Genomic DNA, 13,312 nt, shown 5'->3' with positions numbered 1-13,312 from the left:
GCATCGAATCAATCCTCGCAAGCGGTTCGCGCACGTGCCACGCATTCGCCGGATGGACTATAGACGCGAATTGCCATATCTTCATGCAAATTAAATGTGTTGCGAAATAGACTCAGTGCGGTGCGCCTCTTATGGACAATTGCACATGATTCGCAATTAGTTGGCAAGGAAGTTAATTTCGCTCAGGAAATCGATTGCAACGACGATGTCCTCACACCTAGTGCGGCGTTTGGCGGGGCTTCACAGCCAGCTTGGCCGTTACGTGTCGGTCGATTCCTTAGTGCCCGCCGATCTGGCGAGAAAGCACGTAAGTCGCCGTAATACATCTGACACGATGTCATATTTACTTCCGCAGCAAATTCAATTCACCTGACATATCGTCGCCCGCGTGTGCGACAAGGCATGACGAAAGGTACGTCGCTCAAAGTACTTTCGTCGTACAACAAGCGCGGACGCACGATCTCTTTTTGCGCACCGTGCTAGATACACACGCCACGCTGAAGCGCAAACCTTAATGACTCAAATCGAGCGTAAAGATTCCGCGGCGCGCATTGGCCGATAGCGCCTGCACGGTCGGCTCACTCATGCGCGGCATGGGCCTATCGCCGTCGATTTATTAGTAAATCTATGCAGCGGGAGCCGGCGCGCGATCGGCGGGGTCAAGGGCGTCGTGCTGAGAGAAGAGTCAATCAGCGCGCGTGTGCCGGCGGAGGCAAGCTCGTTTAAGCCGGTGCAGGACCTGCTCTCCGCGACCACGGAAAATTATTCGGCGGCAGCGAACGGATTGTCCGCCGCGGACCGGGCGCTTGCGAGTGCGTCAGCGGGGCAATACAAGTCTGCGAACATCGTATTCGACAATATCTCGCTGACAGGGCTGGGTGCCGGCGGCGGCTATTTCTATAACGTCTATGTGAACCTTCCGGAAAACGCGGACCTCGATTCGGTACGCTCGGGCAATTTCATCGGCACGCTCGGGCCGTTCGAAATCGCCGGGGCCGCACATCATGGTTCGGCGACGCTCGATTTTCCTGCTACCGAGGCGCTCCTTAAGATGGGCGCCACCGGTTCACGCGACTATGTGGTCTCACTCGTGCGCGTCAACGGTTCAAATGCGCCGAAGGGCCAGGTCATCACGATTGGGGAGTCGAGTCGAACTGACGAATGAAACACCGGTTGTTGCATCGCCGGTCGTGGCTCGCGGCCCGGGCGACGTGTGTTGATGATTCTGTGACACCGAAGCCAAGGCTTGCGCGCTTCCCTTAGCACCGCCCCTTGGGCGAGCAGTAGAAAAGCCCACCTCCCAAGACACGTCGGCAATTCCCGAACGACGTGCTCCACGCACTCTCCCTGATGTCCGCTAAACACAGTGCGCTATTGCCGTCTTAGCATGCGCCTGCACGTCATTCCTCCCGAAGCTAGCCATGACCCCGTTTTAACTTTCGAAATGATAGGCAGATTCATGCACTTTTTAGTCGCTTATCAAGGGGAAACACCAAGGACGTGCATGCTCATACGTTCAACGATCGGAAATAAATTTAGCTCATACGATATTAGTTAGGAACAATTTCCCTAATCGTCTGACTGTTACATCCACTTACAGGAGATGGCTTGATGGTCCGAATATACTGCGTGCCGTGATTAACCCAGTAATAACTTACCTATGCCAACCACAAACCTACTCGTCAAGACGCAAGATTTGCCGGAAACCGCATCGCAGTGCGCAGAAATGTTTCCACGCAGAAAATTTCTCGCTGCCATGGGCGCTGGTGCCGGTAGTCTTGCCCTTGCCGCGTGTGGTGGTGGTGGTACTGAAAGCGATCTGGCCGATGCCACCGCTAAAGACGCAGTAGATCTTGAGTCGACGGCCAAGGCTGCCACGACACAAAAGCTCTTCTACGGCATGAACGGTCACATGGCATGGGGCAGCGGCATCTACAACTCGATGTCAGCGCAATCGCAACTGGCGATCCTCAAGGACCTCGGCGTGACCGTGTATCGCGCAGACGTCGCCGATGCCGGCATGGCGACGACCGTCGCCAGTGCGCTGAAGGGTGCCTTCAAGAACAGCGGCGTGACGATCATGCCTGTGATCAACCCGCGTTCGGCCGGCTGGAACCAGGCGGGCTCGGAAGACACGGCCTACAAGCTCGGCTACGCGTTGGCAGTGAAGTGCACGCAGCCGCTCAAGGGTCTCGTGAAATATATCGAGTGCGGTAACGAACTCGATACGGTCGGCCTCAAGATCGGCGGCGACGGCAGCAGCTCGGCCGACTGGAATCCCGCCTACTGGCCGGCGTTTCGCGGCGTTATCCGCGGCATGATCGCGGGCGTCAAGTCGGTCGATTCTTCGATCAAGTGCGGCGTAAACGTCGGCATCCCGATGGCGTACCGCGCCTTGCAGATGCTGTGGAACGGCATCTCGCCGAACGGTTCAGCGAACGGCTCCGGCGGCGCGCTGAAGACTCGCTGGGACTTCACCACGTATCACTGGTACAAGAGTTCGTACAACATCCAGCGCGCGGGTCGCACCGCGTCGATCGACGTGCTGCAGATCCTCAAGGACTCGTTCGGCGTGCCGATCTGGCTGACGGAATTCGGCTGGTCCGGCTCGAAAGACTCGGCTCAGTCTGCCGCGGACTACGTCACGAGCGCAATGAAGCAATACAAGTCCATCAAGGACAAGTACAACATCCAGTGCATCATGCTTTATTGCGTGATCGATGCAAGTTATGGGTTGATCGAGGCCGATGGCCGCACGAAAAATCCCGCTTATTCGGCCTACAAGAACTTCGTTCGCGCCAATCCGGTTTAATCAAACGGTCACCAGGGTCGGTAGTACTTTCCCGGCCTTACAGCAACTTTCCTTGAAACCGCTGTAATAGTCGCTATGCTCGTATTAAAGGCGCGCCTGTAATCGTCTTTAGCACGAGCGTGCGGCGTGACTCCCCTCCTGCTTTACACGCTCCCACGAAAAAAATTTCCCTTGCGGCGACGCCAAGCGCGCCCAGATGCGTCCACGCATCTCGCATTAATTTCGCGTTTACTGATGCCCGTAGATAAACATCAGTCAAGTCCAATTACAAATCCTAATGTTTGCGTGTGAATACGGTCCTAGCGCTTATGCCGGATCTTTCCTCGTGTGCGCTACCGTACGTACGATGACTTAACGAAACGTGAATGTAGGCATGCACTGCCAGTGCCGCGTCCTCGTTCCGTGGATCGTCACTGCGCAAGCAGACAACAAGCAAGCTGTGCCGCTTTACAGCGCCGTCAGGTTTGCATCGCCGTCAACGTCCAAGAGGCCCTCGCCATCGCAACCAGCGTGGCGTCGGGCTTTCGGCGTTCCGGCGCGGCATGCGGATACCCGTGTACCGATTCTCCGAACGAAATGAGGAAAGCGTCAGATGAACACACCAGTTCTTGGTTTCGATCCAGTCCCTGTGCGCAGCAGAGACGACGGATTTTCCGCAAGCGATTTGTGGAAGCTGATCGTCGATAACGTGTGGCTCGTGATCATGATCGTCGTCCTGGTGACGGGCGCTGCGACCCTTTACGCGTTTCTCGCCACGCCAAGCTTTCAGGCGGACGCTCTGGTCAAAGTAGATTATCCGAACCCGAACGCACTCGGCGTGAATACCCAGGCGCAGCAGCAGATCATCCCGTCGGCGCTGCCGACCGACGCCGAAATCCAGATCATCCAGAGCCGTACCGTGCTCTTGCCGGTGATCAAGCAGTTCAAGCAGGACGTACTCGTCACGCCGAACCAGATGCCGTTCTTCGGCCGCATCACGAATCTGTTTTCGACGCCCGGTGAGCCGTTGCCGGCCATCCTCGGCCTGAAGTCGTTCGCATGGGGCGGCGAGGAGGTGGGCATCGGTTCGCTCGAGGTCCCTGCGCGTCTGCAAAACAAGGAGCTTTCACTGCGTGTGATGCCGGGCGGCGCCTATCAGCTATCGGACCCCGCAGGCAACACGATGGTGCAGGGCACCGTCGGCTTGATGGCGAGTGCGGATGGCACGTCCATCCGTATCGATCGCCTTGCCGCGCGTCCGGGCACCGAGTTCTCTATCGTTCGCTATAGCGAGTACAAGGCGGTCGAGCGCTTCCTCAAGAAGCTGAAGGTGATGGAGTCGGCGAAGGACTCGGGCGTCGTGCAGATCCTCTACGAAAACGACGATCCGAAGCTCGCGCAGCAAATCACCAATGCGATCGCGCAGACGTACATCGCGTCGCACATCGACCAGCATCGTCAGGAAGCAAGCTTGACGCGCAACTTCATCCTTGGTGAATTGCCGCGCCTCGAAACCGAACTCAAGCGCGCCGAGACGGAACTGAGCCAATACCGCATGTCGTCGAATTCGATGCAGCCGGGATCGGAAGCTTCGTCGTATTTGCAAGGCAGCATCGGCATCGAGAACCAGATCGCGACGCTGCAGATGCAGCGCACGCAGGTCGCGAGCCGCTTTGCACCTGGCACGCGCGAAGTGCAGACGATCGACGAGCAGCTTGCCACGCTCAACGCGCAGAAGAAGGCCTTCGACAAGCGCTTCGGCCAGTTGCCGGTATCGGAGCGCAAACTCGTCGACCTGACACGTAACGCGAAGGTCGCCGAAGACATCTACGTCGCGATGCGCGAGAAAGCGAGCGAACTCGCCGTCACGCGCGCCGGCACGCTCGGCAACGTGCATCTCATCGATTCCGCGATCTACCCGACCGAGCCGGCCAAGCCGAAGCGTCCGCTCGTCATCGCGGGCGGTGCTGCAGCGGGCGTGGTCCTGAGCGTGCTGTTCGTGTTCTTCCGCAACCAGTTGTCGCGTAGTGTAGAAAGCCCGCATACGGTCGAGCGTCATCTGCATCTGCCGGTGTTCGGCGCGGTCAGCTTCAGCAGCGAGCAGGCGCGTCTCGATCGCTCGCTCACCCCGGCGGCGTTGCTCGCCGGCAAGGGCCGCCCGGCTCCGCGCGGCGTCCTGAGCGACGACTCGGAAAGCGAGGCGCTGGCGAACACGGCGCACTTCCTGCTGTCCGCGGACGGTCCGGGCGACATGGCGGTCGAAGCGCTGCGCGCGGTGCGTGCGTCGCTCCTGCTCGACATCGAGCGCGCTCGTAACAACGTGCTCGCCGTCGCAGGCGCGACGCCGGGAACCGGCAAGACCTTCGTCGCCTCGAATCTGGCGGTACTGCATGCGCAGTCCGGCAAGCGCGTTCTGCTGATCGACGGCGACCTTCGCCGCGGCCGCGTCGCGTCGATCTTCGGACAGTCCGGCAAGGGCGGTCTCGCTGAAGTGCTCGCGGGCCATATGGAAGTCGATCAGGCGATCCGCTCGGGCGGCGTGCCTGGCCTCTCGATCATCACATCGGGACGCTTCCCGCCCAATCCGTCAAAGCTGCTGTCGACCACGCGTCTGCCGCTGCTGCTCGAATACCTCTGCCCGCAATACGATCTCGTCATCATCGATACACCGGCTGTCCTCGCGGTCAGCGATGCCAACATGATCGCGGCGAATGCCGGCTCGACCGTCGTGGTCGTGCGTCCGAGCGCGCAGAGCGAGAGCGAACTCGAACAGGCGATCAAGCGTCTCGATCTGACGGGCGCGCGTATCGCGGGCGTGATCTTCAACGCCGTGCCGAAGCGTCGCAGCGAGAAGCGCACATATGCGTATGCAAGCGCGTACGCGCCGAACCCGCAGCCGCCGCTCGATGCTTGAAAAGCTCGTTCCCTGCCCGTCGTCGACGGGCAAAAGCGGCCAGCGTGACAGAAGCGCCAGCGAGCGTCCCCTCGCTGGCGGCAGCATGACAAGCGCATGTGCAGCAGCGCCGCACGCGACCATGAACGAAACATGCCAATGGACAGCCGCCGAGTGTGTCCGGAGAGAGCAATGTATCCACGCATGATCTCGATGTTGTTCTACATGTTCTTCACCTGCGTGATTTTTAATCCGCAGGTGTCGGGCTACACGATCTACTTCTACCTCTTCATCCCGTTTTTCGACCCCGACTTCACGCGCTTTCTCGCCAGCACGGTGCGGCGCTGGAGCGGTCCGCTCGCCGTTGCCGTCGTCGTGAGTCTTTTGGGATCGCCGTCGGTGGCCGTGCGGGTCGTATCGATCGCGATCTGTATCGGCTATCTCATGTACTCGATGCAACGGCGCATCGCCTATCTGCATCTGTGGATGGGGATCAATGTCGTCTTTGCGATGCTGCAGTTCGTGCTCTACTACGTCAATACGAGTCTCGCGATGGCGCTCGGCCCTAGGCAGGTCGCCCAGGCGATCTGGGGCTCGTACGGAACCGCCGCATACACGAACTTCTTCGAGGTGTTCTATTTCGCGCGCGTGTCGGGCTTCTCGCGAGAGGCGGGGTTCTTCTCGTCGCTGCTGGTGGCATCGCTCGTCGTGTATCTGATGACGGAACCGCGCATCAACAAGAAGGTCGTCGCGCTCTACGCGGTCGGGCTCGTGATCAGCTTCTCGAAGTCGTCGATGCTGCTCTTCGTGTTCGCGGCGCTCTACCCGTTCCGCAACACGCTGCGCACGACGCATCCGCTCGTCGTGTTCGTATCGTTCGCAGTAGCTGTCACGCTGCTGTCGATGTTCATGGCGAGTCACGTCTTCTTCAACTCGGAGACGTTCGGTCACCGCTTCGGCGGCTATCCATTCATGGTCGATGCGCGTCTCGAAGACCTGATGTTCGGCATCAGCGCGCCTGACATCCTCAAGCACTACAAGTATTTACCGTACATACGATTGATCGAGTCGGACATGGAAGTCGCGGGCGTGCCGTTCGCGGGCCTGCCCGCGTCGATCGCGGACATGGGCATCTTCAGCGCGGTACTGCTGTTCGGCGTCGTCGCGTTCACGGCGGGCAACGGCTTCGTGATGCTGCTGTTCCTCCTGATCTCGTCGACGGTGAGCATCACCACCGTGACATCGTTCGTCCCGCTCGGCTACCTGCTGCTCTACTGGCCGCGCTTCACGGCGTACGTCGCCGAACGCAGGCAGGCCGCGTGGCAGGACCGCGCGCGGGGTACGCCCGTGCGGCGGTTCCGCCCACGAGCGGCGAGCGCGGCGTTCATCGAAAGCAAGTGAACGTCGCGGCTCTCCGCTTTCTCTTCCATCCCGTGACGTAAAACCAGGAGGCTTGATGCCTGCGCTCCTCACCACGCGCGGCGTGCCGCGCTTGATCGCCTGCGCCGCGCTGACGTTCGCCACGCAATTCGCCTTCGCCGCCGACTCCGGGATGCGCGTGCTCAATCCGCCGGGCGCGCTCATCGTCGATGGCGCGACAACCAAGCGCATCACGGTCCAGGTGCCGCCGCAAAGTGCCACGGCCGGCGCGAAGGTCGTCGCGACGCTCTATCGTTACGACGCCAACGCAGATCCTTCGAGCACCGCGGTGACGACGTTCCAGGCGCCCGCCACCGGCGAGAAGGGCAACGGACAGGTGTCGTTCAACGTCGCGCTGCCGAACTACGGCTTGTTCCTGCTCGACACGAAACTGGTCTCGGCAAGCGGCGCCGAAAGCGATTCGCTGAAGATCAACATCGCGGCGCTCACGCCGGGCAACAGCGCTTTTCCCGATGCCGGCGTCGTCACGCACTTCGGGCAGCGCAAGGGCTCGGCAGCGGCTGTTCTGCCGCTCATCAAGCGCGCGGGCTTCGCGTGGATTCGCGACGAACTGTATTGGGGCGAGGTCGAAAAGACGGCGGGGAAATTCACATTCCCGCCCGATAACGGCAACTATGGCGACTACGTCGCGCAAGCGGTGAAGATGAACCTCAAGCCGCTGATCGTGCTCGACTACGGCAACACGGGCGCCTACCCGAACCTGTTCAAGGGACCGCAACGCTTTCCGCAAACGCAGCAGGAACGTGACCTCTTCGTGCGCTATGCACAGAAGATCGTCGGGTACTACGGCAAGCAGGTCAAGAACTGGGAAATCTGGAACGAGCCCGCGTTTGCGAAGATTGGCTACGACAACTACGTCGCGCTGCTCAAGCCGGTCTATACCGCGATCAAGGCGCAAAGCCCCGACGCCAACGTCATCTCGTGCGGCGGCGGCGGTGCGGGCGGCGGCCCGGGCGGCGACTGCATCGCGGAGCTCATCAAGCGGGGCGCGCTCGATTACCAGGACGGCTTCAGCATCCATCCGTACATGTCGCCGTCCGACCCGGACGTCGGCTACAGCGCCAAGGGTTCGCCGCTCGGGCGAGTCAACGTCCCGAACGTCTGGCCGCATCTCGCGCGCATGACCCAGGCGAATCCTAAGCCCGGCGAAGGCAAGCTGAAGCTGTGGATCACCGAGATCGGCTGGCCGTCCAGCCCGTCGTCGGCGGGCTTGAGCGAGCAGCGGCAGGCGGCTTACGTCGCGCGCACGTTCCTGCTCTCGCGACGCTTCGACGCGGTAGAGGCGGTGATCTGGTACGACTTCGTGGACGACGGCCTGAAGCCGAGCGAAAAGGAACACAACTTCGGGCTGGTGCGTCTCGATCTGTCGCCAAAGCCTGCATATGTTGCCGCTGCGGTGCTGATGAAAACCATTGGTACCAAAAAGTGGGATCACGCGCTGGTCGACAGAGGCGATATCAAGGTGTATCAGTACGGCTCTGACGATAAGGTCATCGTCGGCTGGAAGACGGATACCGATGCGAACGCGAGCCCGACCGCGGTTCCGATCCCGCCCGGCACCTACACGCAGCGCGACTGGCAAGGTGCGACATCGACGGTCGTAGTCAAAGATGGCTTCCAGTGGGAACTCGGATCGCTGCCGAAGTATCTGATATCAGCAGGTAAATGAGCAGCGCGTGATAATGCGATCGCCGCTTGCGTGCATGGCGAGCGGCGAAAACGGCGTGGACTTGCAGGCAAGAGAGGTTTTTAGCGATTAGAAACCGAAGCGTGTCCGAAAATTGCTTGATGGAGCGGCGTCGACGCAGTTGCCGGCGATCCATTCCGAGGGTCTCCCGCCCATCGAGCCGGAGGTAATTCAATGAAAATGAAGCCAGATACACCGTGGAAACGGAACCTGTACCGGGCAATCGCGCATAGTCCTTTGGATGGTGTCGTGTTCGTGTCGGCCCCGAGCCGCGATCACGCCGCACGTAAAATCCGCAACGCATTAGCCGTTCTTTACAACACGCCGCCGCATAAAGTCGATTTCGACGATCTCGCTTCGTTCGAGGATTTAGTGAGCGTCGGTGTCAGCGTCGATGAAGACCTGCGTGTCTTCGAAATGTCACGCTCCGGCCGCGAGGTTACCGCCTGGACGAATGCGCCGCTTTTCCTGACTCACGATCAAACGCTGCTCGGTAAATGGGCCGAGCTGTATGCGGGCATCGCGTTTCAGGAGACGCGCGGCCTTATTAATCGCACGCGCTGAATTCTTTTACACCGCAAATTGAAACGGCCTGCATGTCCGATGCGAAATCGGAAATGCAGGCCGTTTTAGTTTTATTCAGCGGCCGGCAATTTTAAGAATCGACGGCCTCTAAAACTTACTTCTTCATCGCTGCGCTCTGCGGATTCAGGTTCGTCAAACGACCGCTCTCCGTGCCGGCCGCTTCATCGATCACCGCATTGATGAGCGTCGGTTTGCCCGATGCGATCGCTTCCTGCAGCGCCTTCGTCAGTTCCTCCGGCGTCGTCGCGTGGTAGCCGATGCCGCCGAACGCTTCGATCATCTTGTCGTAACGTGCGTTCTTCACGAACACTGTCGGCGCGACGTCCTTGCCGCCCGTCGGGTTCACGTCGGTGCCGCGATACACGCCGTTGTTGTTGAAGACGATCGTGCAAACCGGCAGGTCATAGCGGCAGATCGTTTCGAGTTCCATGCCGCTGAAGCCGAACGCGCTGTCACCTTCGATCGCGACGACCTGCGTGCCGCTCGTCACCGCCGCACCGATCGCGAAGCCCATGCCGATGCCCATGATGCCCCACGTGCCCGAGTCGAAGCGTTTGCGCGGCTGGTACATGTCGATGATGCTGCGCGCGTAGTCGAGCGTATTCGCGCCTTCGTTGACGACGTTGATGTCCGGACGCTCCTTCAGCACGTCGCGGATCGCGCGCAGGGCGCTGTGGAAATTCATCGGCGACGGGTTCTTGTCGAGCGTCGCAGCCATCTTCGCAAGGTTTTTGTTCTTGCGCTCCGTGATCGCGTTCGTCCATTCGGCGGGCGGCTTCGGGAAGTTCGCGTCGATGCCGCCGAGCAGCGCCGTCACGCATGAACCGATATCGCCGATCACCGGCGCCGCGATCGCGACGTTGCTGTCGATCTCGGTCGGCGAGATGTCGACCTGGATGAACTTCTTCGGTCCGCCCCACGTCTTGCCCTTGCCGTGCGACAGCAGCCAGTTCAGGCGCGCACCGATCAGCAGCACTACGTCAGCCTCAGCAAGCACGAACGACCGCGCCGCCGATGCCGATTGCGCATGCGTGTCGGGCAGCAGCCCCTTCGCCATCGACATCGGCAGATACGGGATGCCGGTCTTTTCAACCAGCGCGCGGATTTCCGCGTCGGCCTGAGCGTAGGCCGCGCCCTTGCCGAGCAGGATCAGCGGACGCTTGGCGCCCTTCAGCACATCGAGCGCGCGCTTGACGGACTCCGGTCCGGGGAACTGCGCCGGTGCGGCATCGATCACGCGTATAAGCGACTGCTGCGCCTTCACGGCATCGATGGTCTGCGCGAGCAGCTTCGCCGGCAAGTCCAGATACACGCCGCCGGGACGTCCCGACACGGCCGCGCGAATCGCCCGCGCCACGCCGATGCCGATGTCTTCCGCATGCAGCACGCGATACGCGGCCTTCGCGTACGGCTTCGCGGCATTCAACTGGTCCATCTCTTCGTAGTCGCCCTGCTGCAGGTCGACGATTTCGCGTTCGCTCGATCCGCTGATCAGGATCATCGGGAAGCAGTTGGTCGTCGCGTTCGCGAGCGCGGTCAAGCCGTTCAGGAAGCCCGGCGCAGAGACGGTCAGGCAGATGCCCGGCTTCTTCGTCATATAACCGGCGATGGCGGCCGCGTTGCCCGCGTGCTGCTCGTGCCGGAAGCCGATGAAGCGCATGCCTTCCGCTTGCGCAAGGCGGGCGAGGTCGGTGATCGGAATGCCGACCAGACCGAAGATGGTGTCGATGTCGTTCAACTTCAGCGCATCGATGACGAGGTGGAACCCGTCCGTGGTTTGCTGCGTTTCTACTGCTTCCGCTGCCTGCGGCGTGATCTCAAGCACATCTGCCATGACGTCTCCTTGTCGGCCGGGTGTTGTAGTTTCGTGGTGATATACAGTATTACACACACAGTATTTGCAAGTTATCACAGCGGCGAGATTTGTCGAGTTTCGAGTCGTACGGGAAACCCTAGTCGGGTTAACGTTGATTATTTGAATATCACACATGGAATATTGTATATCACACGAAGGCAAACGGATTCCGACCGGATGCCCCAGCGACGACCCGGAGGTCGCGTGATGTAGGTAACGCGTCGGAGAAGTCGAAACGTTTGAGGAAGTCCCATTCAACCAAAGCTGTCAGGAGACAGAAGCCATGACGAAGCCGCTGGAAGGCATCAAGATCATCGATTTCACGCACGTTCAAGCGGGTCCGGCCTGCACGCAGTTGCTCGCCTGGTTCGGCGCGGACGTCGTCAAGGTCGAGCGGCCCGGCTCCGGGGACGTGACGCGCACCCAGTTGCGCGACATTCCGGATGTGGACGCGCTCTACTTCACCATGCTCAACAGCAACAAGAAGTCCCTCACGCTCGACACCAAGAAGCCGGAAGGCAAGGAAGTGCTGACGAAGCTGATCAAGGAATCGGACGTGCTCGTCGAGAACTTTGGTCCAGGCGCACTCGACCGCATGGGCTTCTCGTGGGACACGATCCGCGAGTTGAATCCGAAGATGATCGTGGCGTCCGTGAAGGGCTTCAGCGACGGTCACCACTACGACGACCTGAAGGTCTACGAGAACGTCGCGCAATGCGCGGGCGGAGCTGCATCGACGACAGGCTTCTGGGACGGCCCGCCGACCGTCAGCGCCGCGGCGCTCGGCGACAGCAACACCGGCATGCACCTCGCGATCGGCATCCTGACGGCGCTGATGGGCCGCCAGAAGACGGGCAAGGGTCAGCGCGTTGCCGTATCGATGCAGGACAGCGTGCTGAACCTGTGCCGCGTGAAGCTGCGCGACCAGCAGCGCCTCGACCGCCTCGGCTACCTCGAAGAGTATCCGCAGTATCCGCACGGCGAATTCAGCGACGTCGTGCCGCGCGGCGGCAATGCCGGCGGCGGCGGGCAGCCGGGCTGGGTGCTCAAGTGCAAGGGCTGGGAAACCGATCCGAACGCGTACATCTACTTCACGATCCAGGGCCACGCCTGGGCGCCGATCTGCCGCGCGCTCGGCAAGCCGGAATGGATCGAAGACCCGCACTACGCGACGCCGCAAGCGCGCCAGCCGCATATCTTCGACATCTTCAACACGATTGAGCAATGGCTCGCCGACAAGACGAAGTTCGAAGCGGTCGACATCCTGCGCAAGTTCGACATCCCCTGCTCCCCGGTGCTGAGCATGAAGGAAATCGCCAACGATCCGTCGCTGCGCGCGAGCGGCACGATCACCGAAGTGGCGCACAAGGAGCGCGGCACGTACCTGACGGTCGGTAGCCCGATCAAGTTCTCCGACCTGAAGCCGGAAGTGACGGCATCGCCGCTGCTCGGTGAACATACCGACGAAGTGCTCGCAAGCCTCGGCTACAGCAACGAGGACATCGCCCGCCTGCGCGAGGCCCAAGCGGTCTGACGCAAGGACTCCGGCCGGAACGCACGTTCCGGCCGGGCGCGATGTAAGAGCATCGGCAGCACCAGAAAGGCGACTCCAATATGAACAGCACCTCCTCACAAAGCGCCATCGATACCGCCCAGCTCGTGGACGCCATCGGCGACGCCATCGTCATCTCGGATGCAAGCGGCGCGATCATCCTCTGGAACCCCGCCGCCGAACGCATGTTCGGGTTCACGCAAGAAGAAGCACTCGGTCAATCCCTCGACATCATCATCCCCGAACGCCTGCGCGGACGGCACTGGAGCGGCTACGAAAAAACGATGGCCACCAGCGAGACGCGTTACGGCCACGACGTGCTGCGCGTGCCCGCCATCGGCAAGGAAGGCCGCTCGATGTCGATCGCGTTCACCGTTGCGCTGCTGCATTCGGCGGACGGCAAGGTGAGCGGCATCGTCGCGGTGATTCGCGATGAAACGACGCGTTTCCAGGAAGAGCGCGAACTGCGCAAACGTATTACAGAGCTCGAAGCGAAGACGGCGGGTTAA

At 60.7% G+C, this 13,312-nt stretch carries 9 protein-coding genes; 8 read left to right on the top strand and 1 reads right to left on the bottom strand.

Annotated elements, in window-relative coordinates; all coding sequences use genetic code 11:
• The first annotated feature begins 670 nt into the window (after positions 1 to 670).
• From AWB67_RS14140 to AWB67_RS14115, 6 genes are all read left to right on the top strand, one after another.
• Entirely contained in the window at positions 671 to 1,165 is a 495-nt protein-coding gene (locus tag AWB67_RS14140; protein ID WP_125477599.1) for a hypothetical protein, read from the top strand.
• Between the two features lie 747 nt (positions 1,166 to 1,912).
• Positions 1,913 to 2,812 carry a glycosyl hydrolase gene (locus AWB67_RS14135; RefSeq protein WP_235025155.1) on the top strand — a complete coding sequence of 300 codons (900 nt, stop codon included), beginning with the start codon at positions 1,913 to 1,915 and terminating at the stop codon, positions 2,810 to 2,812.
• 592 nt (positions 2,813 to 3,404) lie between these two features.
• Positions 3,405 to 5,705, top strand: coding sequence for a polysaccharide biosynthesis tyrosine autokinase (locus AWB67_RS14130; RefSeq protein ID WP_087656877.1), 2,301 nt, complete (start codon positions 3,405 to 3,407; stop codon positions 5,703 to 5,705).
• A gap of 171 nt (positions 5,706 to 5,876) precedes the next feature.
• Positions 5,877 to 7,085, top strand: a complete 1,209-nt coding sequence (locus AWB67_RS14125) for a hypothetical protein (protein ID WP_235025154.1) — start codon at positions 5,877 to 5,879, stop codon at positions 7,083 to 7,085.
• 55 nt (positions 7,086 to 7,140) lie between these two features.
• Positions 7,141 to 8,793 (top strand): cellulase family glycosylhydrolase, encoded by a 1,653-nt coding sequence (locus tag AWB67_RS14120; protein WP_087656876.1) that lies wholly within the window; start codon positions 7,141 to 7,143, stop codon positions 8,791 to 8,793.
• 192 nt (positions 8,794 to 8,985) lie between these two features.
• Entirely contained in the window at positions 8,986 to 9,375 is a 390-nt protein-coding gene (locus AWB67_RS14115) for a hypothetical protein (protein ID WP_125477597.1), read from the top strand.
• Between the two features lie 115 nt (positions 9,376 to 9,490).
• On the opposite strand, the gene oxc is transcribed toward AWB67_RS14115, so the two are convergent.
• A complete protein-coding gene (gene oxc, locus AWB67_RS14110) occupies positions 9,491 to 11,230 on the bottom strand; it encodes an oxalyl-CoA decarboxylase (RefSeq protein ID WP_087656874.1) in 1,740 nt (579 codons plus the stop codon).
• Positions 11,231 to 11,534: 304 nt separating this feature from the next.
• Between oxc and frc the strand changes: the two genes are divergently transcribed.
• Positions 11,535 to 12,785, top strand: coding sequence for a formyl-CoA transferase (gene frc, locus AWB67_RS14105; protein WP_087656873.1), 1,251 nt, complete (start codon positions 11,535 to 11,537; stop codon positions 12,783 to 12,785).
• A gap of 80 nt (positions 12,786 to 12,865) precedes the next feature.
• The gene (locus AWB67_RS14100) at positions 12,866 to 13,312 is read left to right on the top strand and encodes a PAS domain S-box protein (RefSeq protein WP_087656872.1); all 447 of its coding nucleotides are present in this window, start codon (positions 12,866 to 12,868) and stop codon (positions 13,310 to 13,312) included.

The organism is Caballeronia terrestris (assembly GCF_001544515.1).
Classification (GTDB): Bacteria; Pseudomonadota; Gammaproteobacteria; order Burkholderiales; family Burkholderiaceae; genus Caballeronia; species Caballeronia terrestris.
The sequence above is the reverse complement of the archived record's forward strand: the minus strand, read 5'-3'. Positions and strand labels throughout refer to the sequence as shown.

Bases quoted from the DNA above. Each gene is read 5' to 3' on its own strand.
- AWB67_RS14115 (WP_125477597.1), top strand. From the start codon at position 8,986: ATGAAAATGAAGCCAGATACACCGTGGAAACGGAACCTGTACCGGGCA.
- AWB67_RS14125 (WP_235025154.1), top strand. From the start codon at position 5,877: ATGTATCCACGCATGATCTCGATGTTGTTCTACATGTTCTTCACCTGC.
- AWB67_RS14120 (WP_087656876.1), top strand. From the start codon at position 7,141: ATGCCTGCGCTCCTCACCACGCGCGGCGTGCCGCGCTTGATCGCCTGC.
- AWB67_RS14100 (WP_087656872.1), top strand. From the start codon at position 12,866: ATGAACAGCACCTCCTCACAAAGCGCCATCGATACCGCCCAGCTCGTG.
- AWB67_RS14130 (WP_087656877.1), top strand. From the start codon at position 3,405: ATGAACACACCAGTTCTTGGTTTCGATCCAGTCCCTGTGCGCAGCAGA.
- AWB67_RS14135 (WP_235025155.1), top strand. From the start codon at position 1,913: ATGGCATGGGGCAGCGGCATCTACAACTCGATGTCAGCGCAATCGCAA.
- frc (WP_087656873.1), top strand. From the start codon at position 11,535: ATGACGAAGCCGCTGGAAGGCATCAAGATCATCGATTTCACGCACGTT.
- oxc (WP_087656874.1), bottom strand. From the start codon at position 11,230: ATGGCAGATGTGCTTGAGATCACGCCGCAGGCAGCGGAAGCAGTAGAA.